The sequence below is a fragment of the Microbacterium tenebrionis genome (assembly GCF_903645325.1).
GTDB classification, from domain to species: Bacteria; Actinomycetota; Actinomycetes; order Actinomycetales; family Microbacteriaceae; genus Microbacterium; species Microbacterium tenebrionis.
Window position 1 is genome coordinate 626959 of record NZ_CAHJXQ010000001.1, and the last position, 18046, is coordinate 645004.

An 18046-nucleotide genomic window follows, 5' to 3' on the forward strand; every position below is an offset into this window, starting at 1 on the left:
GCGCAGCGCGAAGCGTACGGCGGGCGAACGCTCATGAGAGCGACTACGAAGTAGGGTCCACCTGCATCTGCGATCTAAGCTCTTGCCCGATTGGTGCCCGAGCTAGCGAGGGCCACACTGCTTGTCCCAATGCCGCCGTGGCGCTCCAGTTCTCCGGTCCGAGCGCCCCTAGCGAGATTTCGAGGGCGGTCCCGACCTCGCCGTCTCGTAGCCCTGCGGTCGTGAGAGGCAGCGCTGCTGGCAGTGTTGCGAGTAGTCGCTGTCGTCCGGCGTCCCAAGCGGCCGTGAGAGCCGTATCGCGAAGCTCGTTGACGATGCTGTCCAGCGATTGGCGAGCGGTGCCCGACAGTCCGAGCTCGGATAGCTGGGGCTCAATGAGGTCGGCCAACAGGGCGTTCGACCCGGTGGTCTTGACGCCGGACTGCTTCTCGCGGGAGGTTTGTGCCTCCGGTATGGGTGCGCCGAACTGGCCTATGGTCAAGATGGAGTGCGCGATCGTGCGCGCGATGGGGGTTCCCGCGAACGCAGTTTTGAGCGCGTTTCGGATGTACATCAGGTCATTCCCCACGCTGGCATTTGAGAGGCCTATTGCGACGGCGCGATTGTCTTGGGGGACCGGACCTGAGAGCGCTCTTAGCGCGACGTCGATGAGCCGTCGCTGCCATCGGGGAGTTCGCGCCGCTAGGCCATCGTCGAGGAGGTAAGCCGCCAGTTCCGGTCCGATTGCGCATAGCCAGCCTGGCCAGTTAGCGCTCTTGTCCACGTTCTCCACGACTTCGGTGACGAGGTTCCGGCGATGGTCAGGGCCTTCGGCGAATGTCCGTCCCGCCACGAACACCCATGTATTGCGCCAGTGTGGGCTAGGAGCGGTTGTTGAGAGGTGGGCGTGTAGTTGCTCGTCGGTGACGTTGCTCAACGCGCGGGCAGCCATTAGTTCCTGAAGGCTGCGTATTTCAAACGAGACGCCGTCGTCTTCTGCGGGCACCAACAGCACCAGACGTTCGGTAGTTGCCTGCACAATCCGATCGGCGATCCTGTCCACCTCTGGGCCGAGCTGGTGACCGACCTGAACGAGACGTTGGACGGCAAGTTGGCGGAGTTCAGCTTTGGTAAGGATCGAGCGCGCATCGGTCGAGGTTTCGGCATGGATCTGTAGCGAGAGCCCGACGGATTCGTGCAAGTCTGTGATCGCTGGTCGATGTTCCGTGAGGAATGGTGCGAGGTTTGTGGGCTTTGCTGACTCTCGCTGATAAATGGTTTCGAAGTAGCGCCAGAAGAGTTGATATCGGTCGGCGGGGAGGACGCCGAACTGTTCAAGAATCAGGGTCATGATGAGGACTTGTAGAGGCGTCTTCATGAGTCGCAGCATGGTCGCGTCGGAGGCCTGCTTCTCGAAGCGGCTAATCACCTGATCCCGCCGATCCAGGTCATCGGACAGGCGGCGAGACGTGATGTGGCGCCCGTAGCTGATTGCGGTCGGAGCATCCAGGTACTTCAAATCGAGCTGGGTGAAGAGCTCGGGCATGATCTGTTCCGTGTAGCCCATAGGCCGCGTAGTGACGACCACGAGAAGGTCTGCATCGTCCTGGTGCGCTTCCTCGACGAACGTTCTGATCTCGTCCAGGACGCGGGGGCGTACTTCTGGCGCGGTGACTTCATCGAGCCCATCAAAGACTACAAGGCAGGGCCAGTGTTGAATCCACCTCTTCAACGTGTGCGGCTTGATATCTAACTCGGCGCGCGCGGTCACGCGTTCGCTAAGCCATCTCAAAAGGCTCTTGTCGCCACTTGGACCAAGCTCGTCGGCATAATGCGCGAGGTTCACCCGAATCGGCCAGCGATGGTTCTTTGGTGGTCGTACGTTGATGCGTTTCAGAGCGGCCGCGGTCCCATCGACGATGGCGGACGTCGTTGGGGTCAGCGATTCGTCGGCAGCGAATCCGGACCGATACATCTGGGTCAAGAACGACGTCGTTGTGCTCTTGCCGCTGCCCGGCTGTCCTGTTAGGACGAGATGGGGTGGCGTGGGATGGAAAGATGGCTTCAATACTGAGTCGCCGCGATCAATCACCTCGTGCATCAGCGTCATGTTCTCGGCACGAGTGCCATCAGCCTTGAGATCGATGATGACCTCGTCAACGGACTGTCGAGTTGTTCCGCCCGCATCGCTGAAGTTCACCCATCGTTCCACACCCAGAGTTCTCATTGCGTGAGCCTTCAGTACAGGCTCGAACTGAGAAGGCTCAAGTAACCCGCCAAGCGCACCGAGTCGAGTGAGGATATCTCCGACCGTCAGCATTCCCTTGAACGCGTTTCGGATTCCGTCGTTCACAGTCAGCAGGCCGTTGAGTTGGTCACGATGCCAGACCTTTGCGGCGCGAAGGCCGCGGGCTGCGAGCGAGTCTTTACCGTCTGAGCCCGGCACTGGCGCGCTGATTCGCTGCCGGATGCTGGCATTGATCTGGTCGATTCCTCCAGCGTCCGCGACGCTGCTTAGCCTCGCGTTCGTCACGAAGACTATGTATTGAGGAAGCCGGCCTCGCTTGCTGTCATTGGCCAACCAGGAGTCGAACTCTTCGGAAACCTGCTTCAGCAGCCAAGAGGCGTTCTGCGCCGGAGTGCCGAGGGTTTCCTTCTGCTTCGCTTGAAGGACGACATACCCGTCCCACGAGTCGGCACCGAACCCCGTTGTCGCGGACCAATTCACTGGGCCCGTGTACGTCGCTTCGCGGCCGCCATCCGGACCCGACCCGAAGGCCTCGACTCCATGCCCGAGTACCTTAAGAGCCAACGCGACCGTGAGTTGTTCGAACGCACGCGGACTGAGTTCTTCCAACGGGTAGTCCTGCGCCATCGAGCCGCCTCCCGTGAGTAGTCCTTCTACATAATCCCATCGGGCGCGGGCATCGACGCAGAGGCCGCCCGCGTGGCCTCGATCTGGAGTGTCCGGCTGCCTGCCCGGCGTGAGCCATTCGCAAGCGGAGTGCGTCGATATGCTGATACCACGACGACGTGAGGGGGCAGAGTGACGGATCAAGCTCCGGTGCAGTTCTCCGAGGACCGCCGCCAACATCTGGCCTTCATTCAGACGGCGATTGGGCGGATGTCCTCCGCATCGGCCGTTGCCAAGGGATGGGCGCTGACAATCGCGACCGCTGCATACGGCTACGCCGGCACGAACTCATCGGCTGTGGTGGCGTTGTTGGGTATGTTCGCGGTGCTGCTGTTCGCCGCCGTTGACGCCCGTTATCTTCGCGAGGAACGCAAGTATCGGTTGCTGTTCGACGCGGCCCGAGATGAGGCCGTTGACGTCTACGAGATGAACGCGACCCGGTACTGCGGAACCCTCACTCGCGCCCAATGCGAGTCGATCGGATGGGGCAAGGTGGTGTGGTCATGGTCCGTGCGTGACTACTACGGCATCATCCTGCTGGTGGGCCTGGCTGTCTTGGTGTGGCTTCACTGCCGATAGCCCGACAAGCCGCCCGCAACACCTCCCAGGCATCGTCTTTCTGCGCCTCGCTGTAGTTACTCTCCGGGGGCCAAATCCGTCCGATGCGATCACCCTCGGTGCGCGGCACCAGGTGCACATGCACGTGCAGAACACTCTGGCTGGCCGCCTCACCGTTTGACTGGATGACGTTCAACCCGTCCGGGTGCAGGCTGTCGCGGATCGCGGTCGCGATCCGCAGTGCGGTCACGCTGAGCTGCTGGGCCTGGACGTCTGTGAGATGCCAGATGTCGGGAACATGTGCACGGGGGATGACCATAATGTGGCCTAGTACGGCTGGCTCGGTGGGGAAGAAGGCGACCGTGTGCTCATCCCGGTAAACCTCGCGGGCGTCCGGATCGTCACGGTCAACAATCTCGCAGAACGGGCACTCTTCCTCCCCGCCGGCCGTGCTCATGAGCGGGCGTACGCCTGGTCGACCCAGCTGGACAGATTTGCTTTGATGCTTGCGTGAACCTCTTTGCTGGTCGAACCGCCGGGAGTGATGACCTTCACATAGTCGGAAATCTTGGTTCCATCCTTCAACGAAACCTTCTCGAAGGGGTTCACGCCTGCGGTGGCGGTGTTGCCAGACGAATCGGCGAGGCCATTGATGCGGATGCCAATGAGCGGCTTCTTCGCATTCCACGCCTTACGAATCTCGTAGTCCACCCACGGGCGGTCGGCCGTCTCTGACCCGATCAACACGACCACGGCCTTCTTGTAGGCCATCTGGTCGTCTATCCACTTCTCAATCGCGGCCTTGCCCTTCTTCTTCACCTCCTCCCATTCCTGGGAGTTCAGCAGCGGCTGACCCTCGACAACACCCATGTTGATGATCTGCTGAACCCGCCACGCATCGTTGTCGTAGTGGAAGCTGTAGAACACTGACTTGGCCATTTCGTCCTCTCTATGCGACCTCGTTGGCGCCCTTCCAGGCTACCGGCGGGAAGTGACATGCGAAGGGGGCAATGCGTCGTCGGTGGCTGGCCGTCGAACTCTGATGCGCGCAGAACGGTGCGTGACCAGCGATGTCCTGCCCCTGCCCCTGCCCCTGTCCATGCCTACGCCGCAGATAGATGCAGCGTGAGTCGGTAGCGTCGTGTTCATGACGATCGCTCCGTGCCCCTTCTGCGGTTCGCTGGGCCGCAAGTCCAAGGAGCATCGCATCCCGGAGTCGTGGAAGCCTTACTTTCACCTCGTGTCCGAGGTCGTCCACAGCACGTCGATTGCGGGCGAGGTGCAACCTCCGCGTTCAAGTAGTCGCACTCAACTCGACTTCCAGTACGGAGGTATCTGCGAAGCCTGCAACAACGGGTGGATGCGTGAGATTGATGAGGCTGCAATGGTCCGTCTGGTCAATCTGGCGTGGGCGAAGACGACGGAGATTCCATCGTCTGAGGTCTTGACGGTGATGCGGTCCGTCGTGCGTGCGGCGCTGGTCACGGCGTGGGGCAAGCGGCGGATCGGTGGTCATCCGGAGGCCTCAGCGGAGGAGTTCTATCGGACTCGCCTGCCGCCGCCCGGAACCCATGTGTTCATGGGTTTCTCCGACTGGATCTTCCTACACGCGGCCGGGCATCACGCGGTCTGGCCTGTCGATCCAGATGTCGTCGGAGGCGTTCACATCGTGGCGTGGGGCCTTGAACGTCTTTACACGATCGTGGTGTTTCCGAAGGACGGCGACCTGGTGATGGCCGGGCAGACTGCCGCCGCGATCCGTCGTACAAGCAAGGGGGTTCTTCGCGAAGTATGGCCGCACGCGCCTGGTCGGCCGATTGTTGTCCCCCTTGCTCGATCTGGGGAACTTGATCGAGTATTCGCCGCCCGTGTAACCCAGGCGCGGCCGCTGTTGCTGAACGAGGCGCCTGTGATCCCTTCCGAAGACCCTCCGAACATCGTGGCTCGGAATGAGGGCCGTGATCCGATGGACTTGCTTGCTGAGTATGTTCGCCCGCCGACGAAGGCCCCGCCGTCGCTTCCGACATGACGATTCACCGAGTGTCGGCGAACGGGTCCACGACGGTGTGGACTCCGTGGGCGGGACAGATGAATGAGACCCGGATGCCAGCACCGGCGCTGTCGAATGGTGCGGGCTCGCAGTCGAGCCCGCATTGAGGGCAGATGCGGTAGTCGTCTCCATCGGGGATGAACACGCTTCGAGCGTACTGACCCGCCCGAAGACGGGCCTTCTCATGCGGGCTTCTATGCCCCGATAGTTGCGTAGCGTGCGGACTTCATCGCGTCGCTTTGCCGGCGGACACGGCGGCGTTCGGCGGCTTCGTGGATGCGGGCGCGGATCAGGTGGGTGAGGCTGACGGGCCCGATGAGGATGAACTTGAGTGCGTTCCAGATGAACAGGATCACGAGGAGGTTGAGCCAGCCGGGTCCGCCGTCTGCGATGAGGTTGGTGCAGATGTTCGCGGCGAGCAGGTAGGGGGCGGCGAGGAGCATCGCGGGCAGGCCCCATTTGAGGCCGCGGCGGGTGCGGATGCGGTCGAGCAGGATGTTGGTGGGCATGTAGCGGCGCAGGAAGTAGCGGGTGCGGACGCTGGCCGCCCAGAGCAGTCGGAACATGGTCGGGCCTCTCATCAGGACGTGTTTCTCCGTCGAGGAGGCAGGAACTGTGATGAGTGGCCCCGAAGGGACTGTCCCGAAGGACCCGCAGAGATGTGAAACGCTGCCTCCCTTCCAGGGTACGACTTCCCGGCGACATTCGTAAGGGCAGTCGCGGGTTCCGTCCGATGGCAGGGCGCTACAGTCTCGGCCCGAGCGGTCGCGTCGCGGTGCGTCGAGGCTGTTCGCGTTCGGTTCGGCCGGTGCCGGCCAGCGCGAGGGCCCGGTCGAGTGCCGCCCGGGCGCGGGCGGCGTCGATCTTCTGCGCGTCGTCCTCGGCCGGCGCGCCCAACGGTGAGGCATCCGTGATGCCGTAGCGGTCGCGGTACGCGGTGACGGTGCGGGCGGCCTGCCGCCACGCGGCCGCGGTGCGGGGCTGCTTCGGTGGAGCGCCGAGAGTCTTGGTCCAGCCGTCGTGTTCGGTGAGCGCCGCGTCCAGGAGTGCGTCGGTTCGGGCCTCGATGAGGTCGCGGCGCTCGGTGAGCGCGTGGTGGAACTCGGCGCTCATGGTGCCGGTGGCCTCGGGGATCAGCCCGGCGATCAGCCGCGGTGTCTTCCTGACTCGCCCCGATCCCGCCGGCCGCTGCGCGGCGTGGGCGAGACGGTAGTGGAGGACGGCGGCGATGTCGTCGGCGTCCCGGAACCCGCGCGCTCGCACCAGGCGCGGCACCAGGCTTTCGATGTCGTGATGGTTCGCCTCGGCACGGCGCAGCTCTGCGGTGAGCGCCCCGAACGCCGGGGAATGGATCGCGGCCTCTGTCTCCTCGTCGGTGAGCCCGGAGGAGGAGACGAGCGTGACCCAGCGGTCACGTTGCGCGGCGGCGGCGATCGTCTCGTACTCGGCGGCGAGCTGGCCGATGTTCGCCCAGGCGTCCTGCTCGGCGGTGATGGTCTCGTGGGCGGAGAGCTCGGCACCGACGTGTGAGAGCACTCCGAACAGCACGCTTCGGGCGGTCGCTTCGGTGTTGTCGCCGGGGTGCGGGCCGTCGTGGGAGTCATCGGGCTTGTCGATGGCGACGTAGGCAACATTCGTCTGCCGTCCTCGGGTGAGCGCGACATACAGGTTCTCCCTGGTCATGCTCCCGTCGACCAGCACGTGCGCGGCGTCGACGGTGATGCCCTGCGCCCGGTGAGAGGTCACCGCGTAGCCCAGGTCCAGGTCCTCGGCCACATAGTCGGCGGGGAGGACGACCGATCCGCCCCAGCGGGCCGTGGCGCGGCGCAGCGTGAGCGACCCGTCGTCGCGGACCTCGGTGACCGTCCACCTGTCCCCGTTGCGCACCCACCCGCGTCCCGCGCGCAGGCGGCGGTCGTTGCTGCGGGTGATGACGGAATCGCCGACTGCGGCGCGGGTGCTGTCGTGGAGCTCGACTTCGCGGCGGGGGTTCACGGTGCCGTCGAGGATCAGATCGGTGCGGGCGCGCTGGTTGAGGGCGAGGACGGATTCGTTCGAGTCAGAGACCAGCACTGTCGCCCGGCCCGCTTGCCGGTCAGCCCGCCAGGCGGCGTAGGCGGCATCGACCATCGCCTCAGTCTCCCCGCCCTGGATGCGGTCGTGGTCGAGATAGGTGTCGATGACTTCGGTGCGGCCATGCCGCAGGCCCAGGGAAGCGGTCTTCTCCCACTCGTTGACGAACCTGTGCACGTCGACCAGCTCGGGGGCATCCTCGCGGTCGTGGACGAGCAGCGAGAACGCACCGCCGGCATCGACGGACTGGAGCTGTGCATGGTCGCCGGCCAGCAACACCTTCGCCCCCGCGCCGGCGGCAAGGCTGGTGATGCGGTCGAGGGAGAGGGTGCCGGCGAGGGAGGCTTCGTCCACGATGACGAGCTGCCCCATACCGAACGTGTCGCCGTACATGAGGTGGTTCTGCCACCACTTTGCGGTGTTCTCGGTCTGGATGCCGAGGTCGTCGGCGAGGACCTGCGCGGCGACCGCGGACGGCGCGAGCCCGACCACGGCCCCTCGTCCGTGCTCGTGTTCCCACGCACGCCGCAGCGCGGACATGGCCGTGGTCTTGCCCGCGCCGGCGGGGCCGACGAGGACATCGACGAGTCGGCCGGAGACGGCGACCTTTGCCAGCGCGGCGGCTTGGTCGTCACCGAGGGTGTGGCCCTTCTGGTCCGGCCGCGCCGCGATCTTCTCGACGGTGGAAAGCGGAACGGTCGGGCCGGTGGTCGTGTGGGCACGCTCGAGGAGGCGGTCTTCGGCGGCCAGCAACGAATCGGAGGAGAACACTGCCGAGTGCTTCGGCCGGAACACGCTGGTCCCGTCCGGCCGGCGGAACACGGCCGGGCTCGATGCGAGCTCGGGCGGGGTCAGCCGCAGGGAGGCGGCTTCGGCGGCGTCCACGACCATGCCGACGATCGCTTCCCGATCCGTGGTGGACGCGAACCTGTAGCGCATCGTCTGCCGGGCCGCCTCGGCCGTAAGGTTCCACCGCCGCCACGTCGACCGCTTCTCACCGACGACATCCACGACCGACTGCCCGAGCGTGCCGATCACGTCCAACGGCACGTCATCCGCGCGCAGCAGCAGAGGCGCGTCGTTCGCCGTCACGATGCGCGCCCAAGAAGTTGCGTTCTGCCCGAGGATGTGCCCCGCCCGCTCCCGCCACTCGGCAGTCAGGTCCGCGAGGGAGCGGACCTGCTTCTCCGGGCGGGTGCTGAGCGTGGCCTGCGCGCGCAGTTTGATGATCGTCGCCGCAGACGGCTGCCGACCATGCCGGGCGACATACTCGGCGATCAGCCGATCCTTCTCGACCTCGATGTGCCGGGACCGGGACGAGAACTCCGCGACCAGCTCCTCCGGCACCGAGGCGACCGCCCAGGCCGGGTTGCGGTCGCGACCCATCTCCCGCGCCTCCCACTCCACACCAAACGTCCGGGTCAGGTGGTCGGCGAACACCGCCTCGTGCAGCTCGGAGAGCGCGACGGTGGCGGCGTGCATTGGACGCCCGTCGAGAGAGCGCCATTTGCCGTCGAGGACGGTCTGCACCTTGTTCGAGATGACGACGTGCGTGTGCAGGTGCGGGTCACCGGCTCGGGAGTCGTAGTGGTCGAACGCGGTGGCGATCAGCCCGTGGACATCGACCTGCGCAACCGCGCCGGCGCGGCCGGTTGCACCGGAGCGGGTGGCTGCAACCTCCCGCTCCATGAACGCAACCACCTCTGCAACCGCCGCATGGTGCGCGTCCGCGATCAGCGCTTGCGTCCCGGCGTCGGCAACCGCCCACAACACGGAGGCGGACTTCGGCACTGAGAACGTGAAGTCGTATCCCGCGACCGCGCGGCGCGTCCCGCGCGCCGCCTCCTCGGCCTGGATCGCTGCGACCGCCTCGGTCCGGGTGGCCGGCCCGATCGTCGGATCGAGGGCCGAGACACGCTCCGCGACGCGCTCGGCCACCGGCCGGTACTCGGGGTAGGCGCGACCCAACGGTGCCCCGGTGATCGGGTCACGGCCCATGCCGACCAAGAGCTGGAGCTGGGCTTCGGAGACCTGATCGCCCTGGGCGATCTGCCCGCCACCGAGAGTCCCCACGCCGGAACCGAGCCAGAAACCGGGCGGGCTTCCCTCCTCGGCGTAGTAGCGCGTCAACGGCGTCGAGAGCGACCTGTCCCCGTCGCCCGCCGCGACGGTGCGCAGCAGGTACTTATAGCCGTCACCCGCCGACATCACACGCATCGAGACCGTCACTCAGGCCGCCTCCCTCCCGCTCGATGAGGAGGTGGGCGGAGGCGGTCTGTCGCATCAGATTTGACGCGGCGAATCGCGCGACGCCCTTGATCTGCAAGACGCGTGGCAGCTCAGAAGCGGAGACGTAAGCGACGGCGCCGGGATTAGACGGCAGGCGGGGTGACGGGGTCCGGGGAGCGCGGTGAGCACCTGGCAGATGACCAGCCCGGCGTTGAACTCGTGTGCAGAAGATCGCCAGGATCACCCGATCGGCGGAGTCCGTATGTCAGAAGTCGAGAACACCAACGACGGTCGCCTACGGGTAGGGTCGCTGTTCTCCGGCTACGGCGGGCTCGACCTCGCCGTCGAGGAAATCTTCGACGCCCGCACCATCTGGTTCTCCGAAATCAACCAGCCCATCGCCCGCGTCTTCTCCCACCACTGGCCCGACGCCCCCAATCTCGGCGACATCACCACCATCAACTGGAATACCGTCCCGCCGGTGGACATCCTCTGCGGCGGCTTTCCTTGCCAGGACGTGTCGACGGTCGGGAAGATGGCCGGCCTCAAGCCCGGCACTCGCTCCGGACTCTGGTCTCACATGGCCGCAGCAATCGATGCTCTGCAACCGGAGTGGGTCGTGATCGAGAACGTCCGCGGGCTGCTATCTGCACCCGCGATCCGCACGATCCCCGAAGGAGACAACGATGAGCAACGCAACCCCAGAGGTGCAACTCCCAGCGGCGCAACCCCTCGCGGTGTGGAATCCGACTCGTGGCATTTGGGAGAAACCGCAGCTCGACCTCTTCGGGCAGCAGGAGCAGTTCTGGGAGACCTGGCCGACCTCCGGTATGACGCGCAATGGATCGGTCTACCCGCTTCCCACGTCGGCGCACCCCATCCCCGATACCGGGTCTTCATCCTCGCCCACCGCACTCTTCCGAACCCCACTGGCGTCGGACGCTTCACGCGGCGGGGAGAGCTTGCAGCAGGTGAAAGCGCGCCGTGGCACGATTGCACTGAGCCATCAGATCATCGACCTCGCCCTCCACGGGCCGAACGGCTACCCGCGCCCGGAAGAGTCCGAGAGCCTGTGGTCGTTGATCGGGCAGCTCTTCGACGCTGGGGACGATACGCCGAAGCTGTGACCCGCTGGGAGCAGATCAGTCGCCGCGCTGCTCCGTCACCGGCGATTCTGAGCGACGAGACCGGCCCGCGTCCAGCACCCCTATTCGTCGAATGGCTTATGGGGCTACCGTCCGGATGGGTGACCGATGCGTGTCATGCGCTGACCACCAACCAACAACTTGCTTCGCTCGGGAATGGTGTTCTCCCGAGGCAAGCTGTCGCGGCTTTGAGAACGGCCTGGGAGATGCTCAATTCCTGACAGACTCCAGCACTGCAAGGACCCGCTCGTTGCCCGCATGCTCACCAAGGCTGAGCGCGGCTAAGCTGCTCCCGGTGCCGCATTCGATCGAGACGCGACAGTCAATGGATGGAAACAAGTAGTGGCTCCTGCTGCCTCCGGCGGCGCGGTGCTCGGGCTTTGGTGTTGGGAATGCGTTAGGAACCCGCGACGATCTGCGGGCTTGCTGCATGAGCTCCGTATGGCGCTCTCGCGGTGGCCTCGTGATCGGGTGAGCATCAGTGCATGTCTCTTGTAAGTTCCACACCCGGCCGGGCGCCACAGCCCAGCGGCTCTCGGCTGCCACGACCCGTGCGCTGGGGCTCCATATATCACGCTGTTGCGCGTCACGGGGTAGGAACGTCCCGGCTCATCGTTTATTCGCCGGTGTCGTCGGAGCATGAACGGTTCTGGGCACGGTCGGCGAGTGCTTTCGCGCCGATGTCCCTGAGCGTGGGTCTGCTGCTGTGGCTTCTGCTTGTCGCGATTGGCGCGTCTCCTGAGGCGTCGGCGGTCGGGATCGTGCTGGTGGGGGTGTCGACCGGAGCGTTCCTGTGGTGGAAGGCACGTCCCCTTCGTGGACGCGTGGCAACGGCGTGGTCGAGCCGGTTCGTGCTCTGGCCTCATCGTGATGATGAGGATCGTGAAGAGATGATCACCACGCTGTCGTTGCTGATGGAGCGCGCAACACAGGATCTTCGCCACGGGAGAATCACGCGAAGCGTGTACGACCATGTGTGGATGGCCGTCTACGAGGAGACGCATGCACTGTCTCCCGGGCGAGATAAGTAAGCACCCGGATTCGCGCTGGGAGCCCCCACCCGTGACCATCGATGGCTCCACGGGTAGGGGCTTCCACGACGCTAAAGAAGTGCTTCTGCGGCGGCGGCGGCAATGGATCTGTGTGCGATCTGATCCCAGGAGGTCGCGTAGTGGCTCTCGAGAGGTGTGGTGGTAACCCTCTGGTGTACGCGTTCGGTGAGTGCTGCGGGGTCGGTGCGGCAGGTGGTGACGATTCCGGTGATGCAGATGTCTCGACCGTGGCGCATTTCGATCTCGGCGTGGTGTGCGCAGATTGCTGCGGACAATGCGTTGACGGCGCGGTCAGGGGTCGGTGAGTCAGACGGGACTTCGACGATGTAGAAGATGTGCCGCACCAGGGGGTGCGTGCGCAGCGGTTTCGCGAGGATGTCATGCGCTGCCCGGAGCTGACTCCGGAGCGCTTGCCGAGGGTGGTTCGTGTCGGGCACGCGGACTCCCACAATCATGGTTCGCGCCCTCCGATCGTCGAGTGCGCCGTGATTGTGAGGAGCGGCCGCGGCAAGATACGCGAGGCTGTCGAGCGAGTCGCCGTAAAGGAGCAAACGAGCCTGCCCAGGCTGCGGGCCTACCGGAGACGAGCGGATGGTGTGTCGGGTGGTGTCCATTATTTGAGGCACCTGCCTTGCCACTGCTCGCCGTCACTGCCGGGGTGGATACGGGTGGGGTGGCTGGTGATCTGCCCGAGTGTGATCGTGCCATCGCAGGTGAGGGCGAGGAGGTCACCGGGGGCGCAGGTCTGCGGAAGCAGCACCCTGATGGCGGTCTGCGTGTGCGGGGAGCGCAGCAGGGTCGTCTTACGGCGCCGCGCGTTCGGGCACTGCACGGGCAGGACGTCAAGGACGCGGGAATCGAGGGCGGACAGGTCGCAGTCGACCGTCAGTTCCATGGGGTGTCGGAGCCCGCGGCGCGGTGTGCGGGCGAGGATTGCCGTAATGACGACGCTGCGGTAATCCTCTCCTCGCGCCGACGCGTTGCTGGGCGCGATCAGGAGGCAGGGGGTGCCGCGTTGTGCGGCGAGGGTGGAGAGTGATTGCGCGCCGATGCTGATGTCGCGGTCGGCGAACGTCGTGTCTGCGGGCCAGGGTGGGCAGTCCTCGTACAGGGCAGCAAGCGCCATCGCACGGGAAGAGATCAAGGTGTGCATGATGCTCATCTGGCCACCGCGAGTTCCCGTGCCTGTTCTGCGGGTACGAAGGCTTCCTGCGGACGCGGGCGCACATCGCTGAGTGTGACCGCTCCGGCGCAGGGGACGGTGAGAAGGTCGCCTTGGTGGATGTCTGCGGGAAGGGTGACGATCGGGTACGGCCAGGGCGCAGACCCGGTTTCGCCCGGGATGAGTTCTATGGTGGTGTTCTTCGCCGTCGAGGTGCGGCCGATGAGTCGGCACTCGTCCCAGTACGGTGTTACCCGGTCAAATCCGCAGTCGGTGAGGGCAACGCGTTTATCGCTGTCAGTGTCGATGCGGAGGGTGACCTGGAAGACGAGGACGGTGACATCGTTGCCGATCCCCTGGGCGCGCGCCTGGGCCGGTTTCGGGTGCGGCAGGTCCCCGGTGAGGAGCGCCGGCGTGCCGCTGATCTCCACCAGTCGCCTCAGGGACACTCCGCCGATCACGACATCCGAGACCGTGGGGACGGTGTGCTCGGGCCAATGCCGGGGTTGGAGAGGGTCGGGGATGGCGTCTGAGGGTGGGGAGAATGGCGGTGAGGGTCATGCCTCCACTTCTACGCGGCAACCACCGGGCAGGGAACAGCCCCTCACGGAACTCATGCGCCTTCCCGGCCTGCCGCTAACAGCACCACGCAGAGGAGGGTAGCGACCCGCGTCCGTGCCCGCGGCGCGCTTTGCGGGCCCGTCGTGTTAGCGGCGCGTCAGAGTCCGCCCGATCCTCGTATGGGTTCTGTTAGGACGCCTGTTTCGGTGGTGTGGGTGGGTGTTTGATCGTGAGTTGCGCCCGCTGTTTCGGGTTGCGCGGCTAGTGGTCCTGCTGTCGCTTGTTATCCGAATGGAGCTTGTTGTGCTTGACATCGTCTACGTGCTCGGCGTGATCGCCTTGTTCGTCGTCGTCGGGCTGCTGGGGAAGGCGGTGGAGAAGCTGTGATCGTTTTTGAACTTCTCGCCGCCGGTCTCGGGGTCGCGGCGATCGTGTATCTCGTGTTCGCTCTCGTGAAGCCGGAGCGTTTCTGATGGAGTGGTGGATGCTGATCGCGAGCGTCGCAACGCTCGCCCTCGCCCTGGGTCTGCTGTACCGGCCCGTCGGCGATTACATGGCCTGGGTGTTCACGACCCGGAAGAACTGGAAGGTCGAACGCGGGATCTATAAGGTCATCGGCGTTGACCCGTCGAAGGAGCAGTCCTGGCAGGTCTATCTGCGGTCGGTGCTGTACTTCTCGGTCGTCGGCGTGCTGCTGCTGTTCCTGTTGCAGCGCACGCAGCAGTGGTTGCCGTATTCCCTGGGGAACGAGAACATCGACTCGGGGGTGGCTTTCAACACGGCTATCTCGTTCGTCACCAACACCAACTGGCAGGCGTACTCCGGTGAGGACCTGTCGTACACCGTGCAGTTCGCCGGCCTGGCGGTGCAGAACTTCGTCTCTGCGGCGACGGGTATCGCCGTGGCCGTGGCACTGGTGCGCGGGTTTGCGTACCGCCGCTCGGGCACCATCGGCAACTTCTGGGTCGACCTGGTCCGTGGCACGTTCCGTATTCTTCTTCCGCTCTCGATCGTCGGGGCGATCGTCCTGATCGCCGGCGGCGTCGTGCAGAACTTCAACGGCTACGTCGATGTCACCACCATCACCGGGGGCACGCAGACGATTCCGGGTGGGCCGGTAGCGTCCCAGGAAGTCATCAAGGAGCTCGGCACGAACGGCGGTGGCTTCTACAACGCGAACGCGTCACACCCGTTTGAGAACCCGACCGGGTGGATCAGCCTCTTCCAGTGCTTCTTGATCCTGCTGATTCCGTTCTCGCTGCCACGTACCTTCGGCAAGATGGTCGGCGATAACCGGCAGGGGTACGCCATCCTCGCTGCGATGGGCACGCTTTACCTGGCCTCGGTCGCGGCGCTTGCGGCGTTCGAGTTCGCCGGCGACGGCACCGCCCCGCAGTTGGCGGGCGCCGCCATGGAAGGCAAGGAGGCCCGTTTCGGGCTCGCGCAGTCCGTGATCTACGCCGGCACGACCACCCTCACCTCCACCGGGTCGGTGAATTCCATGCACGACTCGTACACGGCTCTGGGCGGGATGATGCCCATGGTCAACATGCTGTTGGGCGAGATCGCTCCAGGTGGTGTCGGTGCGGGTCTGTACGGGATGCTGATCATCGCGGTAATCGCCGTGTTCGTCGCGGGACTGCTCGTGGGACGCACTCCCGAGTACCTGGGCAAGAAGATCGGCCCGCGGGAGATGAAGCTGGCGAGCCTGTACATCCTGGTGATGCCGCTGCTCGTCCTCGGTGGTGTCGCGCTCAGCTTCGCGATCCCCGCGCTGCGAGACAGTATCGTCAACGAGTCGCTCACGAACACCGGATCGCACGGCCTGTCCGAGGTGATCTACGCGTTCGCGTCGGGCGCGAACAACAACGGGTCCGCGTTCGCGGGACTGACCGCCAGTACCCCGTGGCTGACGGCCGCGATCGGTGTCGCGATGTTGTTCGGCCGGTTCATCCCGATCGCGCTGGTCCTCGCCCTGGCAGGCTCCCTCGCCGCGCAGGACAAGATCCCCGCGACCGCAGGAACCTTGCCCACGCACCGGCCGCTGTTCGTCGGGCTCACTGTCGGCACCGCAGTCCTGGTGACCGCACTCGTTTTCTTCCCCGTTCTCACGCTGGGTCCCCTGGCGGAAGGGCTGCTGTAAACCATGTCAACTCTCACACACACCCCTGTTCCCGAGGCGCCGAAATCGTCGGCGCCCGCACGGCGCAAGACCCTGACCTGGGCGCAGATCCAGGCCGCGCTCCCCGGTGCGCTCCGCAAGCTCGACCCTCGCGCCCAGTGGCGCAACCCGGTGATGTTCATCGTGTGGGTCGGCGCCGCGCTCACCACGCGCCGCCGTCGTCGAGCCCTTCCTCGGCGGCCCCGCGGAGTCGGGTGGCACGAGCGTGCCCTGGTCATTCACCTGGATCATCGCCGTTTGGCTGTGGTTGACGGTGCTGTTCGCGAACCTCGCCGAGTCGATCGCCGAAGGCCGCGGCAAGGCGCAAGCCGACACGCTGCGTAAGACCCGCACCAGCACCACCGCGCACCGGGTGGTCAGCTACCACCCCGGCACCGATCCGGCAGCGGAGCAGACCCCGGCGGCGGACGTGTCCTCGGCGGATCTGCGGCTGGGCGACATCGTCGTGGTGTCCGCCGGGGAGCTCATCCCCGGCGATGGGGACATCGTATGGGGCATTGCGAGCGTGGACGAGTCCGCGATCACCGGTGAGTCGGCCCCTGTGGTGCGTGAGTCCGGCGGTGACCGGTCCGCCGTCACCGGCGGCACCCGGGTGCTCTCGGACCGGATCGTCGTGCGGATCACGTCCAAGCCGGGCGAGACGTTCGTGGACCGGATGATCGCGCTCGTGGAAGGCGCGGCCCGCCAGCGCACCCCGAACGAGATCGCGCTGAACATCCTCCTCGCGTCGCTGTCGATCGTGTTCGTCGTCGTCGCGCTGACGCTGAACCCGATCGCCTCCTACCCGGCGAGCCCGGCGAGTATCACCGTTCTGGTGGCGCTGCTGGTCTGCCTCATCCCCACCACGATCGGAGCGTTGCTGTCCGCGATCGGCATCGCGGGCATGGACCGTCTCGTGCAACGCAACGTCCTGGCCATGTCCGGGCGGGCGGTGGAAGCGGCCGGAGATGTGACCACGCTGCTGCTGGACAAGACCGGTACCATCACCTACGGCAACCGCCGCGCGACCGCGTTCGTCCGGTTGGACGGCGTCCGCGAGCGGGAGCTCATCGAGGCCGCCGCACTCTCGTCCCTGGCCGACCCGACCCCGGAGGGCAAGTCGATCGTCGATCTTGCCCACGTAGAGGGAGTCGACGCGGAAGCCGCAGGGAACGGGGAGATCGTGCCGTTCACCGCGCAGACCCGCATGTCCGGGCTGGACATGCCCGACGGGTCTCAGATCCGAAAGGGCGCCGGCTCGGCGATCACCGCCTGGCTGGAAGAGGACGGCACGCGCCTTCCCAGCAGTGTGCTCGCCGAGTTGGATGAGCACGTCGAGCACATCTCCTCCTCCGGCGGCACCCCGCTGGTGGTGGCGGTCAAGACCGGGACAGGACAGCGACGGGTGCTTGGAGTGGTCCACCTCAAAGACATCGTCAAGGAGGGCCTGACCGCGCGGTTCGCGGAACTGCGCGCCATGGGCATCCGCACCGTGATGGTCACCGGCGACAACCCGCTCACCGCAGCGGCGATCGCGAAGGAGGCCGGCGTGGACGACTTCCTCGCCGAGGCCACCCCCGAGCAGAAGCTCGCCTACATCCGCAAGGAGCAGGAGGGCGGCAGCCTGGTCGCGATGACCGGTGACGGCACCAACGACGCGCCCGCGCTCGCGCAGGCCGACGTGGGCGTCGCGATGAACACCGGCACGTCGGCGGCGAAAGAGGCCGGAAACATGGTCGACCTGGACTCCGACCCGACCAAGCTCATCGACATCGTCGCGATCGGCAAGCAGTTGCTGATCACCCGCGGCGCGCTGACCACGTTCTCGATTGCGAACGATATCGCGAAGTACTTCGCGATCATCCCGGCGATCTTCATGGGCGTGTTCCCGGGCCTGTCGGTGCTGAACGTCATGGGGTTGCACTCGCCCGCATCGGCGGTGCTGTCGGCGGTGATCTTCAACGCGATCGTGATCGTGTTCCTCGTGCCCCTCGCCCTGCGCGGCGTGAAGTACCGGCCGATGAACGCGTCGAAGATCCTCGGCCGCAACCTCGCCGTCTACGGCCTGGGCGGCATCATCACCCCCTTCATCGGCATCTGGCTCATCGATCTCCTCGTGCGCCTGATCCCCGGATTCTGACCTGCGAAAAGGAACACACCCC

The 18046-nt window shown here is 65.5% G+C and carries 15 protein-coding genes and 1 pseudogene; 8 read left to right on the forward strand and 8 right to left on the reverse strand.

The annotated features are described in order from the left end of the window. Window positions 1–43: 43 nt before the first annotated feature. The gene (locus tag HWX58_RS03170; protein ID WP_157544365.1) at window positions 44–2854 is read right to left on the reverse strand and encodes an NACHT domain-containing protein; all 2811 of its coding nucleotides are present in this window, start codon (window positions 2852–2854) and stop codon (window positions 44–46) included. Window positions 2855–3025: 171 nt separating this feature from the next. On the opposite strand from HWX58_RS03170, the gene HWX58_RS03175 reads away from it, so the two are divergent. Beyond that, window positions 3026–3472, forward strand: coding sequence for a hypothetical protein (locus tag HWX58_RS03175; RefSeq protein ID WP_175985593.1), 447 nt, complete (start codon window positions 3026–3028; stop codon window positions 3470–3472). Here the strand turns inward: HWX58_RS03175 and HWX58_RS03180 are convergent. Together HWX58_RS03180 and HWX58_RS03185 are read right to left on the reverse strand one after the other, a co-directional pair. Continuing rightward, entirely contained in the window at window positions 3423–3908 is a 486-nt protein-coding gene (locus HWX58_RS03180; protein ID WP_082758361.1) for an HIT family protein, read from the reverse strand. The two genes, HWX58_RS03175 and HWX58_RS03180, sit on opposite strands and share 50 nt — an antisense overlap. Beyond that, window positions 3905–4390, reverse strand: coding sequence for a TIR domain-containing protein (locus HWX58_RS03185; protein WP_062764939.1), 486 nt, complete (start codon window positions 4388–4390; stop codon window positions 3905–3907). Before HWX58_RS03185 ends, HWX58_RS03180 begins: the two co-directional genes overlap by 4 nt. Window positions 4391–4598: 208 nt before the next feature. Here HWX58_RS03185 and HWX58_RS03190 point away from each other — a divergent pair, with 208 nt between their 5' ends. After that, complete coding sequence (locus tag HWX58_RS03190; RefSeq protein WP_157544363.1) at window positions 4599–5480, forward strand: hypothetical protein; 882 nt, start codon at window positions 4599–4601, stop codon at window positions 5478–5480. A gap of 215 nt (window positions 5481–5695) precedes the next feature. On the opposite strand, the gene HWX58_RS03195 is transcribed toward HWX58_RS03190, so the two are convergent. Then, entirely contained in the window at window positions 5696–6067 is a 372-nt protein-coding gene (locus HWX58_RS03195; RefSeq protein WP_062764936.1) for a hypothetical protein, read from the reverse strand. Window positions 6068–6245: 178 nt separating this feature from the next. After that, a complete protein-coding gene (gene mobF, locus HWX58_RS03200) occupies window positions 6246–9791 on the reverse strand; it encodes a MobF family relaxase (RefSeq protein ID WP_250646076.1) in 3546 nt (1181 codons plus the stop codon). A 193-nt stretch (window positions 9792–9984) separates the two neighbouring features. Here mobF and HWX58_RS03205 point away from each other — a divergent pair, with 193 nt between their 5' ends. Both HWX58_RS03205 and HWX58_RS15345 read left to right on the forward strand, forming a co-directional pair. Continuing rightward, window positions 9985–11169, forward strand: coding sequence for a DNA cytosine methyltransferase (locus HWX58_RS03205; protein ID WP_250646060.1), 1185 nt, complete (start codon window positions 9985–9987; stop codon window positions 11167–11169). A 264-nt stretch (window positions 11170–11433) separates the two neighbouring features. Further along, entirely contained in the window at window positions 11434–11979 is a 546-nt protein-coding gene (locus tag HWX58_RS15345; RefSeq protein ID WP_335339179.1) for a DUF6611 family protein, read from the forward strand. A 71-nt stretch (window positions 11980–12050) separates the two neighbouring features. On the opposite strand, the gene HWX58_RS03215 is transcribed toward HWX58_RS15345, so the two are convergent. The 3 genes from HWX58_RS03215 to HWX58_RS03225 all read right to left on the reverse strand — a co-directional run bounded on the left by HWX58_RS03215 (window position 12051) and on the right by HWX58_RS03225 (window position 13593). Beyond that, window positions 12051–12437 carry a hypothetical protein gene (locus tag HWX58_RS03215; protein ID WP_175985594.1) on the reverse strand — a complete coding sequence of 129 codons (387 nt, stop codon included), beginning with the start codon at window positions 12435–12437 and terminating at the stop codon, window positions 12051–12053. Window positions 12438–12613: 176 nt separating this feature from the next. Beyond that, entirely contained in the window at window positions 12614–13144 is a 531-nt protein-coding gene (locus HWX58_RS03220; protein WP_175985595.1) for a hypothetical protein, read from the reverse strand. A 14-nt stretch (window positions 13145–13158) separates the two neighbouring features. Next, entirely contained in the window at window positions 13159–13593 is a 435-nt protein-coding gene (locus tag HWX58_RS03225) for a hypothetical protein (RefSeq protein ID WP_250646061.1), read from the reverse strand. 349 nt (window positions 13594–13942) lie between these two features. On the opposite strand from HWX58_RS03225, the gene HWX58_RS03230 reads away from it, so the two are divergent. The 4 genes and pseudogenes from HWX58_RS03230 (at window position 13943) to kdpB (ending at window position 18024) form a co-directional block, all read left to right on the forward strand. Further along, the gene (locus tag HWX58_RS03230; protein WP_156198513.1) at window positions 13943–14110 is read left to right on the forward strand and encodes a hypothetical protein; all 168 of its coding nucleotides are present in this window, start codon (window positions 13943–13945) and stop codon (window positions 14108–14110) included. Further along, window positions 14107–14196: a potassium-transporting ATPase subunit F gene (locus HWX58_RS03235; protein ID WP_035731468.1), complete on the forward strand. Its 90-nt coding sequence runs from the start codon at window positions 14107–14109 to the stop codon at window positions 14194–14196. Before HWX58_RS03230 ends, HWX58_RS03235 begins: the two co-directional genes overlap by 4 nt. Further along, window positions 14196–15866: a potassium-transporting ATPase subunit KdpA gene (kdpA, locus tag HWX58_RS03240; protein ID WP_062764912.1), complete on the forward strand. Its 1671-nt coding sequence runs from the start codon at window positions 14196–14198 to the stop codon at window positions 15864–15866. Before HWX58_RS03235 ends, kdpA begins: the two co-directional genes overlap by 1 nt. 3 nt (window positions 15867–15869) lie before the next feature. Beyond that, window positions 15870–18024, forward strand: a pseudogene (gene kdpB / locus HWX58_RS03245) (potassium-transporting ATPase subunit KdpB). Window positions 18025–18046 lie beyond the last annotated feature (22 nt).

What these genes read in the sequence shown, in the direction of transcription:
- HWX58_RS03170 (WP_157544365.1), bottom strand. Translation starts at nt 2,854, where the DNA reads ATGGCGCAGGACTACCCGTTGGAAGAACTCAGTCCGCGTGCGTTCGAA.
- kdpA (WP_062764912.1), top strand. Translation starts at nt 14,196, where the DNA reads ATGGAGTGGTGGATGCTGATCGCGAGCGTCGCAACGCTCGCCCTCGCC.
- HWX58_RS03195 (WP_062764936.1), bottom strand. Translation starts at nt 6,067, where the DNA reads ATGTTCCGACTGCTCTGGGCGGCCAGCGTCCGCACCCGCTACTTCCTG.
- HWX58_RS03180 (WP_082758361.1), bottom strand. Translation starts at nt 3,908, where the DNA reads ATGAGCACGGCCGGCGGGGAGGAAGAGTGCCCGTTCTGCGAGATTGTT.
- HWX58_RS15345 (WP_335339179.1), top strand. Translation starts at nt 11,434, where the DNA reads ATGTCTCTTGTAAGTTCCACACCCGGCCGGGCGCCACAGCCCAGCGGC.
- mobF (WP_250646076.1), bottom strand. Translation starts at nt 9,791, where the DNA reads ATGCGTGTGATGTCGGCGGGTGACGGCTATAAGTACCTGCTGCGCACC.
- HWX58_RS03185 (WP_062764939.1), bottom strand. Translation starts at nt 4,390, where the DNA reads ATGGCCAAGTCAGTGTTCTACAGCTTCCACTACGACAACGATGCGTGG.
- HWX58_RS03190 (WP_157544363.1), top strand. Translation starts at nt 4,599, where the DNA reads ATGACGATCGCTCCGTGCCCCTTCTGCGGTTCGCTGGGCCGCAAGTCC.